Raw genomic sequence first — 16456 nt, forward strand, 5'->3', positions numbered from 1 at the left:
ATTCAAAATGGGAATGGTACCATCCAATGGATCTGCGCCAGCTTGAAGCGTTCGCCGCCGTCATATCCGCCGGGAGCATCACCGGCGCGGCGCGGCTGCTCGGCCGCTCGCAGCCAGCCCTGACCCGGCTGATCCAGGAGCTCGAGGAGACGCTGGGTTTCAGCGTGCTTCACCGCAGCGGCCCGCGCGTCACCCCCACCGAGCGCGGACTGCGCTTTCACCAGGAAGTCGAGCCCGTCATCACCTGGCTTCGGCAGCTGCGCGAGCGTGCGGAGGCCATCGCCGCCGACAAGCCGCGCTCGCTCGAGATCGCGGCGATCGCCTCCTTCGCCGCCGGCATGCTGCCCGCAGCCCTGGCGCGGCTCGGCCAGGATGCCTTGCCGGAACAGGTCCATATTCGTGCGGCGCTGGCCGAGCAGGTCGTCCAGTCGGTCGCGACCCATGTCGCCGAGATCGGCGTGACCAGCCTGCCGGTCGATCACCCCGCCCTCGAAATCCACTGGATCGGCGAAGCACCTTGCGTGGCCGCTATCCGCGCCGACGACCCTCTTGCCGCGTCCGGCACGATTCCGCTCGCCTCGATCGAGGGGCGGCGCCTGATCACGATGGCCAACCCATTCCGCTGGCGCAGACGTGTCGACGTCGCCCTCGAGCAGGTTGGCGTCAGGCCGGCCTCGGTCCTCGATGCCAATACCTCCAACACGGCGCTGATGGCCGCGCGCGCCGGCCTCGGCATCGCGATCCTCGAACCGGTGATCGCCTATGGCATGCCGCTCGAGGGCGTCGCGATCCGCAAGCTCGACGTGCCCATCTCCTTCTTCTGGGGCGTGGTCACGCCCTATGGCCGTCCGTTGACGCCCCTCGTCGAAGGTCTCGTCGGCGCGCTGGAGGCCCTCGCCCGCGAGACGCTGCCCGGCTTCGTCAAACACCCTCCCACGGCACGTGACCGACTCCTGGCCGATATCTTCGGCCCGGCCCCAGTCGCAGCCAGAGCAATCGGAAGAACGGCATGAATGCCGCATTGCCGGCCCCGATGGGCCTCCCCGCATTGGAGCAACGCCTCCGTCAGGACCTTGAATGGCTGGAATGGCCGGCGAAGGACTGGGTGCCGCAGCGCGCGTTCAACGGCCAGCGTGTTCGCGACGTCGTCGTGATCGGAGCCGGCATGTGCGGCTTGGCAGCCTCGGCCGCGCTCAAGGGGCTCGGCCTCTCCAACGTGACCGTTATCGACCGCGCCCCCGCCGGCCAGGAAGGCCCCTGGGTGACCTATGCACGTATGGAAACGCTGCGTTCGCCCAAGCAGCTCACCGGCCCCGCACTCGGCCTGCCCGCACTGACCTTCCGCGCCTGGTATGAGGCGCAGTTCGGCCGCACGACGTGGGACGCCCTCGGCAAGATCCCGCGCGGCCTGTGGATGGACTACCTCGTCTGGTACCGGCGCGTGCTGAGCCTCCCGATCGCGAACGCGACCTCGCTCGACGCGGTGACGCCGCTGGCCGACGACATCCTGGCCCTCGACATCTCGGATGCTGAGGGAACACGCACCATCTTCACGCGGCATCTGGTGCTTGCCACCGGACGCGATGGGCTGGGCGGCCCCTGGGTGCCACCGATCGCACATGGCATCGACCGCAAATTCTGGGCCCATAGCGCGGACGATATCGACTTTGCGGCATTGAAAGGCCTGCGGGTCGGCGTGATCGGCGCCGGCGCCTCGGCCATGGACAATGCGGCGACCGCGCTGGAGCATGGCGTTGCCAGTCTCGATCTTATCGTGCGTCGCAAGGATCTGCCGCGGATCAACAAGTTCACCGGCATCGGCAGCCAGGGCGTGGTGCATGGCTTCGCGGGGCTGCCGGACGACTGGAAATGGCGCTTCCTCGACTACGCGCTGAAGGCGCAGACCCCGCCGCCGCGCGACAGCACCTTGCGGGTCTCGCGCCATGCCAATTCCCGCTTCCATCTCGGCAGCCCGCTGCTCGATCTCGCGGAGCAGGATGGCCATATCGTGCTGACCACGTCGAAGGGCGTGCATCATCTCGACTTCCTGATCTTCGCGACCGGCTTCTCGGTCGATCCCGCGCAGCGGCCGGAACTCTCAGCGGTCGCGCCCTACATCCGCTTCTGGAAGGATCGCTATACGCCGCCGCCAGGGAGCGACAGCGCCGAGTTGCTGCACGCGCCCGATCTCGGCCCCGCCTTCGAATTTCAGGAGAAAGTGCCGGGCACCTGCCCGGCCCTCTCGCGCATACACTGCTTCAACTATCCCGCGATGCTGAGCCACGGAAAGCTCTCGGGCGACATTCCGGCGGTCAGCGACGGCGCCGAGCGGCTGGCCCGCGGCATCGCCCGCGCACTCTTCGTCGCCGATCGCGAGACGCATTACCGGGCCTTGATGGCCTACGACACGCCCGAACTGCTCGGCGACGAATGGCAGGATGCGGACACCGAGCTGGAGGCCAGCCATGCCGGCAGGTGAGCGCCCGCTGGTCGAGGCCTTCTACGGCATCTCCTCGCCCTGGGCCTATTTCGGCGCGCCCAGGCTCTACGACATCGTCGAACGCACAGGCGCGCGTCTCCGGCTACGGCCGATCCGGATCATCGAAGCGAATGGTGGCATTCCGCTCAGGACCCGCCCCGATCCACGTCAGGCCTATCATGCGGTCGAACTCGACCGCTGGCGCCGCCATCTCGGCATGAAACTCAACCTGAAGCCGCGCTTTTACCCGTGCCGGACGATCGAACTGGCGGCACAGGCCGTGATCACCATCGACCGCGCCGGCCTCGATGCGCGCAGCTTCTCCTTTGCCATCCAGCGCGCGCTCTGGGCGGAAGACCAGGATATTGCCGATCTCGATACGCTGAAGGCGATCGCCCGCGAAACGCTTGGCGAAGTCGCGGTACCGCTCGTCGCCAATCCCCAGCAGCCGACGATTATCGCGGCCTGGAACGACAATCTCGCTGAAGCCGAGCGTCTCGGCATCTTCGGCACTCCCACCTACGCCGTGAACGGGGAACTGTTCTGGGGCCAGGACAGGCTCGGGTTCGTCGAACGCGCATTGCTGACCACCTCTCCAACGCCTGCCCCAGCCCCTTGAAGGAGTCGACCATGAAGTCGTTGTCGATCGTTGCCGCACTAGGAACCGCGCTCCTCTTCACCGCAGCGGGCGCTCCGGCCCGTGCCGACTATCCGGACAAACCGATCGAGATGATCGTTGCCTTCGCGCCAGGCGGCGGGACAGACGTCGCCGCCCGCTCGATCGCCCGCTACATGGAGAAATATCTCGGTCCGGGCGCCCGTATCGGCGTCGTCAACAAGCCCGGTGCCGGCGGTGAGATCGGCTGGACTTCGGTCGCCCAGGGCAAGGCGGATGGCTACACGATCGGCTTCATCAACGCGCCGGCGATCAACGCGCTGGTGGTCGAGGGCAAGTCGAAGTTCAAGATGAGCGACTTCCAGCCCGTCGCCAATCTCGTCTACGATCCCGGTGTCCTGGTCGTTCCGAAGAACAGCCCCTATTCCTCATTGAAGGACCTGGTCGACGCAGCCAAGAAGGCCTCGGGCGCCGTCGTCATCGGCACCTCAGGCGCCAGCGGCTCCTCGGAGCATATCGCGCTCCTGAACTTCCAGCGCCTCGCCGATACCAAATTCACCCCCGCCTTCTTCGGCGGCACGGCACCGGTGCGCCAGGCCGTGCTCGGCGGCCATGTCCCGGCCGCGACGATGAATCTCAGCGAGGCCCTGCAGATCGCGCGCGAAGGCACCATCAAGGTCATCGGCGTGATGAGCGCCGAGCGCTCGTCGTATTTGCCTGATGCACCGACTTTCCGCGAAGGCGGCTATGACGTCGTCGTCGGCGCCTCGCGCGGCATCGCGGCCCCGAAGGGCATCCCGGCCGATGTCATCGCCAAGCTGGAAAAGGCGATCGACCAGGCGCTGAAGGACCCCGAATATCTCGATGCCGCCAAGAAGGCCGAGATTCCGCTGCAATATCTCGCCTCGTCAGACTTCAAAGCTTTCCTCGACCGCGCCTCGACCGATCTCGAGGCCACCTGGAAGGCAACCCCATGGAAGTGACGCCCGAGGCATCTGCCCCGCAGGGCCGGTCGCGAAGCCTCGCAGAAATCGGATTCGCCACCATTCTGGTGGCGACCTCCGTCACGGTGATCGCCACGGCCTCGACCTATCCTGCCGAGAGCGCGGCCTATCCGGTTGCGATCGGCATCGGCATGGCCGTGATCGGCTGCTGGATCGCCCTGCGCGAACTCCTCCGGCGGCAGCGGGGCAATCCGATGCAAGGCAGTTTCGCCGAGCACGCCCCTCGCCTCGCCGTCGGTATCGCGGCGCTTGTCGCCTATTTCGCGGCGGTCAGCCTCATCGGCTTCATCCTGCCGAGCCTCGCGCTCTGCGTGCTGCTGCCAGCCGCCGTCGGTTTCCAGCGCTGGCGCCTCTCGGCCATCGTCGCCGTGGTCTGCGTGGTCTCGATCCTGGCGATCTTCGTCTATGCGCTTGAACGTCCGATCCCGCCGGATGTCCTTTCCCCATTTCTGGGACGGCTGAGATGATCGACGCGCTCCTCCACGCCCTTCCGCTTGTCTTCGCCCCGATGAACATCCTTGCGATGTTCATCGGCCTGATCGCCGGTCTGATCGTCGGCTGCCTGCCGGGCCTGACCGTGGTGACCGGCCTTGCCGTGCTGATCCCGCTCACCTTCGGGCTCGATCCGATGTTTGCACTCGGCATGATGGCCGGTATGTACAATGGCGGTTCCTATGGCGGCGCCATTCCGGCCATCCTGATGCGGGTGCCGGGCACCCCGGCTTCGGTTGCGACCGTACTGGACGGCTACAAGATGACCCAGAAGGGTCAGGCAGCCTACGCGCTTCAGGTGGCGCTCCTGTCCGGCGTCATCGGCAGCGTCCTGTCCTCGATCTCGCTCATCCTGCTCTCGCCGCCGCTGGTTTCCTTCAGCCTCATGTTCGGGCCGATCGAGTATTTCTGGCTCGGCATTCTTGGTCTTGCGACAGTCTCGTCGCTGCTCGGCGACGATCTGCCRAAGGGGCTGATCGCCTGCGGCATCGGCCTGCTGATCGGCGCCGTCGGCCAGGATATCTCGAACGGCACCGAACGTTTCACCTTCGGCCAGCTCGACCTGCTCGACGGCTTCAGCGCCATCGTGCTGCTCACCGGGCTATTTGCGGTGCCGCCCGTGCTGCAGATCATCGAGGAGGCGGTGAAGACCGGCATGAGCGGCGACAAGCTCAAGCTGCATCGCCAGGGTTCGGCCCTCAGCCAATGGCGCTTCTTCACGCCGGTCTGGATCCGCAGCTCGATCATCGGCATCATCATCGGCATCCTGCCGGGCGCGGGCGGCAGCATGTCGTCCTTCCTCGCCTATAACGAGGCCAAGCGTGTCGCCCGCAATCCGGAAACCTTTGGCCATGGCAATCCGGAAGGCGTCGCAGCCTCCGAATGCGGCAATGGTGCCGACAACGCCGCCTCGCTGATCCCGGCGCTGGCGCTCGGCATTCCGGGCTCCGGCGTCGCCGCCGTCATCCTCGGCGGCCTGCTCGTGCACGGCCTCAGGCCCGGCCCGCAGCTCTTCCGCGAGCATCCGGACATCGTCTACGGCTTCATGCTGCAATTCCTGGTGACGTCGTTCCTGCTCGCCATCGTCGGCGGCCTGGCTGCAACGCGGATCTTCGGCCAGGTGCTGCGGCTGCCGCGCATCGTGCTCGCGCCGGTGATCCTGCTCTTCGTCACCGTCGGCGTCTATTCGGTCAACAACTCGCTGTTCGACCTCTGGGTGCTGCTCGGCGTCGGGCTGATCGGCTATGTGCTGGAGCGGCTGGACTATCCGAGCGCCCCGATCGTGCTCGGCCTGCTGCTCGGCCCGATGATCGAGAGCCAGCTCCGGCTCGCCTTGACCATCTCCGGCGGCAAGACGACGGCGCTGCTCTCGACCCCGATCGCCGTGACGCTCGCCCTGCTGAGCGCCGCCATCCTGCTGACTCCGGCCTGGCGGATGTGGCGCGAGCGCGGCAAGGCGCCCCTCGTCGAGGGGGCGGAGAGCCGTTAGGCGCCGTTTCGGCGCCTAGCTTCGAGAGTACATGCGTCTGAAATAACCAGCCGGAGGCAGAGATGGTCTCATTCAAACGAATCCGCGTCGTCACGCTCGGACAGCCGTGATGCATCGTCATCTCGGACGAGCCCTGCTTTGGGCAGCGCTGGCCTTCGCTCTCGATCAGGTCACGAAATGGCTGATCCTCGATTTCGTCATGGTGCCCCCACGCCCGATCGAGATCGCCCCGTTCCTGAATCTGCGCCTTGGCTTCAATTACGGCGTCAGCTTCGGGCTGTTTCCGCGACACGCTCGAGGCCTGGCCGGATTTGCTGGCCGGAGGCGCACTCGGCAATGCACTCGATCGCTGGCGGCAGGGCGCCGTCACGGATTTCATCGACCTGCATTACCAGGGCTGGCACTGGCCGACCTTCAACGGAGCCGATATCGCCATTTCGGCAGGGGTCGGACTGATGCTGCTCGCCGCCCTTCCGAGCGCTCAGCCGGCGCCGAAGCCGCGCACGTAAGCGTGATCGGGGCTTGATCCTGCTCCGGGGTCAGCCTGTAGGAAAGCGTTAACCTCGCTTCTTCACCTCCTGTCAGCCTTGATCATCCACGCTTCCCCGCATGTCCGCACGTCAACCTCGCCCGCTCCTCGGTCTCGCCCTCGCATTGGCGCTCGGTGCCGTTGCGCTGAGCGGCTGTGTCAGCGGCGAAGGCGACACACGCCATCTCCAGCCTCTGCCGGCCCGTCTCGTGGCCGAGATGTCGGGCAAGGGCATGACGCAGACCGACCCGATCCTGGTGCGCCTCTTCAAGCAGGAAAGCGAACTCGAAGTCTGGAAGCGGGATCGCAGCGGCCAGTACGCGTTGCTCAAGACCTATCCGATGTGCCGCTGGTCAGGGCAGTTCGGCCCCAAGAAGCGCGAAGGCGACCGGCAGGCTCCGGAAGGGTTCTACACCGTCACCCCGGACCTGATGAATCCGCGTTCGCAGTTCTACCTGTCCTTCAATCTCGGCTACCCCAACGCTCTCGAGCAGGCGCAGGGCTATACCGGCTCGGCCCTGATGGTGCATGGCGCCTGCACCTCGGCCGGCTGCTACGCGATGACGGATGAGGGCGTCACCGAAATCTACGGCCTGGCGCGCGAGGCCTTTGCAGGCGGACAGCGCAGCTTCCAGGTCCAGGCACTGCCCTTCCGCATGACGCCGCAGAACATGGCCCGGCATCGCAGCAACCCGAACATCGCCTTCTGGCGCAATCTCAAGGAAGGCTCCGACCATTTCGAGGCGACACGGCAGCCGCCGGCGCTCGCCGCCTGTGGCCGCCGCTATGTCTTCAATCCCGGCGCGGGATCTCGGCCCTTCAGCCCCGATGCGCCCTGCCCTGCCTATGAGGTCGAGCCGACCATCGCCGCGGTCGTGGCGCAGCGCCAGGCCCGCGACGAGCAGCGCTTTGCCGAACTGGTCGGCCATGGCGTCCCAGCGATGAGCTACGCCTATCTCGATGGCGGCATGCACAAGAGCTTTCGCAGCCTCCTGCAGAAACTCGGGCCGGAACGGATGCAGACCATGGTCGCCGGCAAGATCGAGATCAGCCGGCCGGAAGCTGCGCTGGCCGACCCGTACGGCGGCGACCAAGCCGCCGAGGTCGAGACCACGGCCTCTCTTGCCAAGCGATAATCCGGCGAACGCCCACAGACCCGACATCAAGCATGCAAGCTCTCAAGTTCATTCGCTATGGCGCCTGGCTCCTGGTCGGCGTCATCACCTTCGTCAGCGCCGCAATTCTGTTGGGGTGGTGGCAGGTTGACGGTCCAGGGCGCCCATCAACGGAGTTGGCGACGGGCCAGGGTGTCCCTCAGGTCGGTGGCTCCTTCTCGCTGATCGACCACAGGGGAAAATCCGTCACCGACGCCGATTTCCGCGGCAAGCCCATGGCGGTGTTCTTCGGCTTCACCCACTGCCCGGAGGTCTGCCCGACGACGCTGCTCGATATGACCAACTGGCTTTCCAGGCTCGGCCCCGACGCGGACAAGCTGCAGATCCTGTTCATCACGGTCGATCCGGAACGCGACACACCGGAGCAGATGGCGCTCTACCTGCAGTCCTTCGATCCCCGGATCGTCGGCCTCTCCGGCAGTCGCGAGCAGGTCGATGCCGCGATCGGCGCTTACAAGGCCTATGCCAAGCGCATCCCGACCGAGAGCAGCTACACCATGGACCACACCGCGTCAGTCTACCTGATGGACACGCAAGGCCGGTTCAAGACCATGATCGACTATCATGAGGACGAAGCCACCTCGCTCGCCAAGATCAGGCGGGTCCTCGGCTAATCCATGCGCGGGAGGCGCGTGGTCAAGAGCCGGATCATCAAGGAAAATCCCGGCCCCTTGCGCTATGCTGCCATCGTTCCGATTCCGGGAAAGCGCCAGCGACCATGTCAGACAGCGACAGCCAGGACAGCGTCATTACGACGGGCCTGACCGTCCGGCTTTACGATGCGCTTTCACAGGCCATCGTCGCCGGTGAACTTGCGCCCGGCGAGAAGCTGAGCGAACCCGTCATCGCGCGGCGCTACGGCGCCAGCCGGGCGCCTGTGCGCGAAGCGATCCGCCGCCTCCAGGAGCGCGGGCTCGTCACCTATGTCGCCAATCAAGGCGTGCGCGTCGCCGAGCCCAGCGCCGCGGAGTTCCTCGCGCTGCTCGATGTGCGCGAGGCCACCGAGGGTATGGCCGCCCGCCTCGCCGCCGAGAATATGAGCGATGCGGAGATCAGGGCACTCGAAGAACTCGTGGCCGGCCATCGCGACGAGATCGAGCGCAATCCGCTCGGCGCCTATCTGCAGGACGAGCCCGAGGCGGATTTCCATCGGCGCATAGCCAACGGCAGCGGCAATCCGATCCTCGCCGAATTGCTGTGCGAGCAGTTCTATCCGCGGCTGCGCCTGTGCCGGCGTCTGCATTCGACCGTTCGGGGGCGTGGGCGCGAGGCCTGGCGCGAACATGTGCGCATCACCGAAGCTATCAGCCATCGCGACGGCGAGCTGGCCGAGATCCTGATGCGGCGACACATCCGCGCCGCCAGGACTGCCCTGCAGGCGGCGCTGTCCGCGGCCGAGGCGATCCGGCCGGCAAAGCGCCGCGCCGGAGCCAGCGAYTAGCGCTCAGCCGGTGGAAATCGCGGGCTCGGTCTTCGGCCGCGACCGAAGCCGGACCAGGATCGGCGGTACGACCAGCACGAGAAGCGCGATGGAGAGCAGCGTCGTGGCGATTGGCGTGCTGACCAGCACGCCCCAGTCACCTTGGCTGACCGCAAGCGCACGCCGCAGCTGGATTTCGGCCTGCGGCCCGAGGATCAGACCGATCAGCACGGGCGCGATCGGGAAATCATAGACCCGCGCCACATAACCGATGAGTCCGAGGCCGCACATCAGCAGCAGGTCCATCCAGGAGGTCGACAGCCCCCAGACGCCGACCAGCGCGAAGACGACGATGCCGCCATAGATATAGTGCCGTGGGATCAGCAGTAGGCGCACCCAGATGCCGACCAGCGGCAGGTTGAGCACGAGCAGGATCAGATTGCCGATATAGAGAGACGCAATCAGGCCCCAGAGCAGATCGGGATTGGTCGCAAACAGCATCGGTCCGGGCTGCAGCCCGTAGTTCTGGAAGGCGGCGAGCAGCACCGCGGCCGTCGCCGTCGAAGGCAGGCCGAGCGTCAGCAACGGCACGAGAATGCCGGCTGCGGCCGCATTATTGGCGGCTTCCGGGCCGGCGACACCCTCGATCGCACCATGTCCGAACTCCTTCGGATGCTTGCTCAGGCGGCGCTCCAGTGCATAGGACAGGAAGGTCGGGATCTCCGTGCCGCCTGCCGGCAATGCGCCGATCGGAAAGCCGATGACGCTGCCCCGCAGCCACGGTTTCCAGGAACGTGCCCAGTCCTGCCGGGTCATCCAGCTCCCGCCCGATAGCGGGTTGATCGCCTCCGGCACGGAGCCGCTGCGGCTAGCCACATAGAGCGCCTCGCCGATCGCAAAAAGCGACACGAGCACGACGGTGAAGGAGACGCCATCGAGCAGTTCGAGCGTTCCGAAGACCATGCGTGTCTGCCCGGTCTGGGTGTCGATGCCGATCGTGCCCAGCGCCAGGCCGAAGAACAGAGCGGTGAAGCCACGCACCATCGACCGGCCCATCACCACGGCCACCGAGGTGAAGGACAAGACCATCAGGGCGAAATAGTCCTCCGGCCCGAAGACGAAGGCGAGTTCCGCGATTGCCGGCGCAAGAAAGGTCAAGGCCAGCGTGCCGATCGTACCCGCGACGAAGGAGCCGATCGCCGCCGTCGCGAGCGCAGCTGCGCCGCGCCCATTGCGAGCCATGCGGTTGCCTTCGAGCGCAGTCATCACCGCCCCACTCTCGCCGGGCGTGTTGAGCAGGATCGAGGTCGTCGAACCACCATAGAGGGCGCCGTAGAGGATGCCGGCGAACATGATGAAGGCCGAGGCGGGCGCGACCTGCGTCGTGACCGGCATCAGCAGCGCGATGGTCAGCGCCGGCCCGATCCCGGGAAGCACGCCGACGGCGGTACCGAGCGCGCAACCGATCAGCGCCCAGAACAGGTTCATCGGCTGCAGCGCGACGGCAAATCCGCCGATCAGCTGGCTCAGGATTTCCATGACTTCACCCAAGCAATGGCAGGAAGGGGCCAAGGCTGATGCCGAGGCGGGAGAAGCCGAACCACGCGACGCTGCCGAGCGTCGCTCCGACCGCGAGGTCGAGCCCGGTCCGGCGCGAGCCGAAGGCATGGGTCACCAGGGTGAAGGCAAGCATCGCGGTCAACGGGAAGCCGAGCCAGCGGATCGTCAGGAGCGGGATGCTCACCCCTGCCAGCGCGAGCAGGAAGGCCGAACGCGAAGGGGGCGCCTCCTCCTCCCCGTCTGGCGACGCGACGAGATCCCCACGTCTCGCCTGGGCGATCAGGACCACGCCAAGGACGGTCAGCCCGATTCCGACCGCCAGGATGATGGCCGCCGGCCCGACTCCGATATAGTTCGTGGTCGAGGCAATGCCGCGTGCACCGTTGAGCCACAGTGCCCCCATCGCGAGCACGCAGAGCCCCAGCCACCATGGCCGCGGCTTGCGGGGCGCATCCTGTCTGCTTGGATTGACCGACATCGTTCGGGCTCCTCGAGAACACGCGTCGGGACCGGCGCGCAACCATCGGTCACGCGCCGGTCCGGCAGGCCGTCATTTCAGGATGCCGACTTCCTTGAGCGCGCTCGACCAGCTCGCATCCTCTGCCTTGAGGAAGGCAGCGAACTGGTCACCCGGGAGATAGGCGTCTTCCCAGCCCTGGGTCTTCAGGGTTTCCTTCCAGACCGGGGTCTGGTGCAGCTTGGCGAAGCGCTCGAGCCAGGTCTTCTTGGCTGCCTCGCTCATGCCCGGCGCGCCGACGAAACCACGCCAGTTGCCGATCTCGACCGGAATGCCGGATTCCTTCAGCGTCGGCGCATTGAGCCCGTCGACCCGCGTCGGGCCCGAGACCGCGATGATGCGGATACGACCGGTCTCCGCAAACTGACGGAATTCCGAGGCGCCGGAAATCGCTGCCTTGATCTTGCCGCCACCGAGAGCCGCCAGGATCTCTCCGCCCGAGAAGGATACGAAATTGATCTTCGCAACGGGAGCCCCGGCATGCTTGGCGAGCAGCGCCAGCATGACATGGTCCGCGCCACCGGCCGAACCGCCGCCGACCGAGAGCGCGCCGGGATCAGCCTTCATCGCGGCGATGAAATCCTGAGGCGTCTTGATCGGCGAATTCGCGGGGACGGCGATCGCGTTGTACTCATTGGTCAGGCGCAGCAGTGGAGTGGTGTCCTTCAGGGACACAGGCGTCTGATTGGTGATGACGCCGCCGACCATGATGACGCCCGTCACCAGGAGCGCGTTGTCGTCGCCCTTTGAGGTGCGGACGAATTCGGCAAGCCCGATCGTGCCGGCAGCGCCGCCCTTGTTGGTGAAGGACGCGCCATCGGTGAAGATCTTCGACTGCGCGAAAGCTGCCATCGTGTGGCGGCCGGCACCATCCCAGCCTCCACCCGGATTGGCCGGGATCATCACCTTGGCCGGCTCGGCAGTGGCCATGCCCGTGCTCAGGACCAGCGCCAGCGCGCCAGTCGTCATCAGACGCCTCAACATCTCGTTTCCTCCCGTGGGTTGCCGCCGCCTTGTCTGGCTGGTCGTGTCTTGCCGCGCGACGCGCGGAACTTGGTCGCCGGCCCCGCGCCGGCTCGCATGCTGGTCGTCAGGCGCTCCGCTCGTGCTGCGGCATGGCTTCCGGCGTGATGGTCGCCACGATCGAGGCATCCAGCGCCTCGTAGTCATGGAGCCCGATGGTCGCGTAGAGTTCGGCGCGGGTCTGCATCTGCTCGACCATGCCATGAGTGCCGCCATCGCGAGCCAGCGCGGCGTAGAGCCGCTCCTGCGCCTTGTTGGCGACCCGCAGCGAGGAGACGGGCCAGATCACCATGCGGTAGCCCATCGCCTCGAACTCGGAGGCGGTGAAGAACGGCGTGCGTCCGAACTCGGTCATGTTGGCGAGCAGCGGCACGCCCGGCACACGGCGCGCGAACTCCCTGAACATCTCGGCGGTGGTCAGCGCCTCCGGGAAAATCGCGTCGGCACCGGCCTCGAGATAGAGCTTTGCGCGTGCGACCGCGCCCTCCATGCCCTCGCTCGCCGCGGCATCGGTGCGGGCGATGACGTAAAGATGCCGGCGGGCCTTCACCGCAGCCGCGACCTTTGCCGCCATGTCATGGGCGTCGGCGAGCTTCTTGTCGTTGAGATGGCCGCATTTCTTCGGCAGTAACTGGTCTTCGATATGGACCGCGCCCGCGCCCGCGTCCTCGAAGGCGCGAACCATGTTCATGACGTTGAGGGCCTCGCCATAGCCGGTGTCGCCGTCGACCAGCACCGGCAAACCGCTGGCTCGCGCCACCTGCCGGATGAAGAAGGCAACCTCGTCGACGGTGATGATGCCGAGATCGGGCAGCCCCATCGAAGCCGTCATTGCCGCGCCCGAGAGATAGAGCGCCTCGAAACCGGCGGCCTTCGCCTGCAGGGCCGCCATGCCGTTATGGCTGCCCGGCAACCGGAGGATGCCACCCTGCCCGACCAGCGCGCGAAAGCGCTCGCCGGCCGGCTGCGAAGGACAATCGGAGGCAACGAGATAGGGCATGGGGCCTCAGTTCGCGTAGAGGTCGACGTAGTCGTGAACCGGCATGGCTTCGAGCCGCGCCTGATCGAGCGAGACATCGAGAATCTGGCGCTGGCGTTTCTCGACAAAGCGGCGTGCGAGATTGGTGCGGAACTTGGCCTCGAGCAGCGGGATGCCGTCGGAGCGGCGGCGCTTGTGGCCGATCGGGTATTCCACCACCAGTTCGGGCAACACCGTGCCGTCCTTCAGCGTGATGGTCATCGCGTTGGCGATCGAGCGCTTTTCCGGATCATGATAATCGCGGGTGAAAGCAGGATCCTCGACGCATTCGATCTTGTCCCGGAGCGCGTCGATGCGCGGATCGGCGGCAATATCGTCTTCGTAATCGCCTGCGGTGAGACGCCCGAAGATCAGCGGCACGGCGACCATGTATTGGAGAGTGTGGTCGCGGTCGGCCGGGTTATGCAGCGGCCCGCGTTTGTCGATGATCCGGATGCAGGCCTCGTGCGTGCGGACGCGGATCGAAGCGATGTCGTCGCTGCTGCGCCCGATCTTTTGGAGATGAGCCTGCAGCGTCATCGCCGCTTCGACTGCCGTCTGCGCATGAAACTCGGCCGGATAGGAAATCTTGAACAGCACATGCTCCATGACATAGGAGCCGTAAGGCCGCTGGAACTTGAATTCCTGGCCGCGGAACGAGGCGTCGTAGAAGCCCCAGGTCTTCGCCGTCAGGACCGAGGGATAGCCCATCTCGCCGGTCCGGGCGATCAGGGCGAGCCTCACTGCCCGGCTCGTCGCATCACCGGCCGCCCAGCTCTTGCGCGAGCCGGCATTCGGTGCGTGGCGATAAGTTCGCAGGGCCTGTCCATCGACGAAGGCAAGCGACAGCGCATTGACGATCTCGTCGCGGTTCAGGCGGAGCAGCCCTGCGACCACTGCCGTCGAAGCGACCTTGACCAGAATGACATGGTCGATCCCCACCTTGTTGAACGCATTTTCCAGCGCGAGACAGCCCTGGATCTCATGGGCCTTGATCATCGCGGTCAGCACGTCGCGCATGGTCAGCGGCGGCCGTCCGGAGGCAACCGCGGTCCGTGACAGCCAGTCGGCCACAGCCAGGATGCCGCCGAGATTATCCGACGGATGGCCCCATTCCGCCGCGAGCCAGCAATCATTGAAATCGAGCCAGCGGATCATCGTGCCGATATTGAACGCGGCCTGGACCGGATCGAGCTGATAGGGCGTGCCGGGCACGCGCGCGCCGTTCGGGACCACGGTCCCCGGCACGACCGGGCCGAGCAGCTTGGTGCAGGCAGGGTATTCCAAGGCCTCGAGCCCGCAGCCGAGCGTGTCGAGCAGGCAGTTGCGGGCGGTCTCGTATGCCAGCGAACTGTCGACACGATAGTTCAGGACGTAATCGGCGATATCGACGAGCACGCCATCCGGAGCGGGGCGTTCATTGTTGTTGAATCGAGCCATGGACGGGCATTTCCTCACGCCGATCCGGCTGGTCGCCTAGCGCCGCCGGAGAATTATTGTCGACATATGTTTCATGCAGTCGACTGGAAGGCAAGCTTCAGCCGCCAAATAATGAAATACTGTCGACAATAATCGAGCGAGCTCCCGTGGCTTCTCCGCTGGCGCTCTCCGTCTTGGCTGAGCGTTTCCTGGTCCGCGCCCATCTCCACATCACCAGGCGAGTGCTCCAAGTCGACATGAGGGAGCCGGCGTAAGATTCAGGGAAATCTGACGAATCAGAGCAGGATGAAGCCGCAGCGATTGCGGCTGCATCGAAGCCCTCAGGGCCGTTTCGGGATCTCGAGTCCGCGCTGAACGGCAGGGCGTGCGAGCCCACGCTCCAGCCAGGCCGGCACATGCTTCAGGCTGGAATAGTCGACGAGTTCGCCCGCACCATAGAATCCAACGAGGTTGCGGACCCACCCCAGCAGGGAGATGTCGGCGATGGTGTAGGCATCACCCATGATCCAGTCGCGACCGGCGAGACGCGTCTCGATCACGCCGAGCAAACGCTTGCTCTCGGCCGCGTAGCGGTCACGCGGACGCTTGTCCTCGTATTCGCGCCCGGCGAACTTATGGAAGAATCCGAGTTGACCGAACATCGGCCCGACCGCAGCCATCTGGAAGAACACCCACTGGATGGTCTCGTAGCGCTCCGCCAGATCGGACGGCAGGAACTTGCCTGCTTTCTCCGCGAGATAGATCAGGATCGCCCCTGACTCGAACAGGCCGATCGGCTTGCCGCCCGGGCCATTGGGATCGATGATCGCGGGGATCTTGCCATTCGGATTGAGGGACAGGAATTCCGCAGTCCAGGTCTCGTTCTGCCCGATATTGATCGTATGCGGCTCATAGGGCAGCCCGGTCTCCTCCAGCATGATCGACACCTTCACGCCATTCGGCGTCGGCAACGAATAGAGCTGGATGCGGTCGGGATGCTGGGCCGGCCAGCGCTGGGTTATCGGGAAGGCAGAAAGATCGGACATCCGGGGCTCCATAGGCTCGAATCAGGCGCCCGGTGAACGGATTCCCGCGGCACTGCGCGACCCTACCCAGATTCCCCTGGTGTCACTGCGACGATTTCGTGAGCTGTTACCAGGTCCGTCCCCGCATCCTGACCCGTTCGAGCGCAAAGCCCCGCTGCTCCATGGCCACCTGGTCCTGCGCCCAGACGGCAGAGGGCTCGAGTTCGAGCGCGATGGCCGGAAGATTGAGCTCTCCGGCGAGAGTATTGGCGAAACGCATCAGGGCATCGATCAGGACGGTCCCGGGCAGGCGCACCGAGGCCAGTTCGGAGACATTGAGCGTCGCCTCCCGGGAAAGCGGCTGGGCGATCTCATAAGCGAAGATCCCGTGGATGCAGCGACGCCGGTCATACAGAGCAATCAGGCCGCGCTCCTGGCCTGTCTCCTTGTCGTAGCGGCGTAAGTAAGCCGCCCAGTCACTGATACTGAGGCCCGGATTCGCCATCGCCATCAATGCATAGGCTGCCTGTGCCTGCTGCGATGTGACGCGTACCGCCTCGAAAATATCTTCCATTACGATTGCCGAACTGCTGAGCGGAGATATGTCAGCAGAGTTGAACACCCAATCGTCTGCATTGATGCAGATCAAGGAGCGCCCTCGCCGTCCCGGCTAGGGTTTGAATGACTGGG

The 16456-nt window shown here is 65.6% G+C and carries 17 protein-coding genes; 10 read left to right on the forward strand and 7 right to left on the reverse strand.

Annotated features, from left to right (window positions below; all coding sequences use genetic code 11):
• Positions 1-26: 26 nt before the first annotated feature.
• From AC1D34_RS15505 to AC1D34_RS15550, 10 genes are all read left to right on the forward strand, one after another.
• Positions 27-1013, forward strand: coding sequence for a LysR family transcriptional regulator (locus tag AC1D34_RS15505; RefSeq protein ID WP_441505863.1), 987 nt, complete (start codon positions 27-29; stop codon positions 1011-1013).
• Complete coding sequence (locus AC1D34_RS15510) at positions 1010-2479, forward strand: NAD(P)-binding domain-containing protein (protein WP_476824680.1); 1470 nt, start codon at positions 1010-1012, stop codon at positions 2477-2479. Before AC1D34_RS15505 ends, AC1D34_RS15510 begins: the two co-directional genes overlap by 4 nt.
• Positions 2466-3098: a 2-hydroxychromene-2-carboxylate isomerase gene (locus AC1D34_RS15515; protein ID WP_441489838.1), complete on the forward strand. Its 633-nt coding sequence runs from the start codon at positions 2466-2468 to the stop codon at positions 3096-3098. Before AC1D34_RS15510 ends, AC1D34_RS15515 begins: the two co-directional genes overlap by 14 nt.
• Before the next feature lie 11 nt (positions 3099-3109).
• Positions 3110-4078, forward strand: a complete 969-nt coding sequence (locus AC1D34_RS15520) for a tripartite tricarboxylate transporter substrate binding protein (protein WP_441489837.1) — start codon at positions 3110-3112, stop codon at positions 4076-4078.
• On the forward strand, positions 4069-4566 hold the full coding sequence (locus AC1D34_RS15525) for a tripartite tricarboxylate transporter TctB family protein (RefSeq protein ID WP_441505865.1): 498 nt from the start codon (positions 4069-4071) through the stop codon (positions 4564-4566). The genes AC1D34_RS15520 and AC1D34_RS15525 overlap by 10 nt, the downstream gene beginning before the upstream one ends.
• The gene (locus AC1D34_RS15530; RefSeq protein WP_441505866.1) at positions 4563-6080 is read left to right on the forward strand and encodes a tripartite tricarboxylate transporter permease; all 1518 of its coding nucleotides are present in this window, start codon (positions 4563-4565) and stop codon (positions 6078-6080) included. The genes AC1D34_RS15525 and AC1D34_RS15530 overlap by 4 nt, the downstream gene beginning before the upstream one ends.
• Before the next feature lie 248 nt (positions 6081-6328).
• Positions 6329-6589: a signal peptidase II gene (locus AC1D34_RS15535; protein ID WP_441505867.1), complete on the forward strand. Its 261-nt coding sequence runs from the start codon at positions 6329-6331 to the stop codon at positions 6587-6589.
• A gap of 100 nt (positions 6590-6689) precedes the next feature.
• Positions 6690-7745 (forward strand): L,D-transpeptidase family protein, encoded by a 1056-nt coding sequence (locus tag AC1D34_RS15540; protein WP_476824681.1) that lies wholly within the window; start codon positions 6690-6692, stop codon positions 7743-7745.
• A gap of 32 nt (positions 7746-7777) precedes the next feature.
• Positions 7778-8398, forward strand: coding sequence for an SCO family protein (locus AC1D34_RS15545; RefSeq protein WP_441505869.1), 621 nt, complete (start codon positions 7778-7780; stop codon positions 8396-8398).
• 104 nt (positions 8399-8502) lie between these two features.
• Positions 8503-9225, forward strand: coding sequence for a GntR family transcriptional regulator (locus AC1D34_RS15550; protein WP_441505870.1), 723 nt, complete (start codon positions 8503-8505; stop codon positions 9223-9225).
• 3 nt (positions 9226-9228) lie between these two features.
• On the opposite strand, the gene AC1D34_RS15555 is transcribed toward AC1D34_RS15550, so the two are convergent.
• From AC1D34_RS15555 to AC1D34_RS15585, 7 genes are all read right to left on the reverse strand, one after another.
• Entirely contained in the window at positions 9229-10743 is a 1515-nt protein-coding gene (locus AC1D34_RS15555) for a tripartite tricarboxylate transporter permease (RefSeq protein ID WP_441505871.1), read from the reverse strand.
• Between the two features lie 4 nt (positions 10744-10747).
• A complete protein-coding gene (locus AC1D34_RS15560) occupies positions 10748-11242 on the reverse strand; it encodes a tripartite tricarboxylate transporter TctB family protein (RefSeq protein WP_441505872.1) in 495 nt (164 codons plus the stop codon).
• A 72-nt stretch (positions 11243-11314) separates the two neighbouring features.
• Positions 11315-12265 carry a Bug family tripartite tricarboxylate transporter substrate binding protein gene (locus AC1D34_RS15565; protein WP_441505873.1) on the reverse strand — a complete coding sequence of 317 codons (951 nt, stop codon included), beginning with the start codon at positions 12263-12265 and terminating at the stop codon, positions 11315-11317.
• Between the two features lie 106 nt (positions 12266-12371).
• Positions 12372-13304: a methylisocitrate lyase gene (gene prpB / locus AC1D34_RS15570; protein WP_441505874.1), complete on the reverse strand. Its 933-nt coding sequence runs from the start codon at positions 13302-13304 to the stop codon at positions 12372-12374.
• A gap of 6 nt (positions 13305-13310) precedes the next feature.
• A complete protein-coding gene (locus AC1D34_RS15575; protein ID WP_441505875.1) occupies positions 13311-14762 on the reverse strand; it encodes a bifunctional 2-methylcitrate dehydratase/aconitate hydratase in 1452 nt (483 codons plus the stop codon).
• Between the two features lie 320 nt (positions 14763-15082).
• Positions 15083-15787: a glutathione S-transferase N-terminal domain-containing protein gene (locus AC1D34_RS15580; RefSeq protein WP_441505876.1), complete on the reverse strand. Its 705-nt coding sequence runs from the start codon at positions 15785-15787 to the stop codon at positions 15083-15085.
• A 106-nt stretch (positions 15788-15893) separates the two neighbouring features.
• Positions 15894-16415, reverse strand: coding sequence for a hypothetical protein (locus AC1D34_RS15585; RefSeq protein ID WP_441505877.1), 522 nt, complete (start codon positions 16413-16415; stop codon positions 15894-15896).
• Positions 16416-16456 lie beyond the last annotated feature (41 nt).

The sequence above is a fragment of the Allobosea sp. P1_A7 genome (assembly GCF_056406775.1).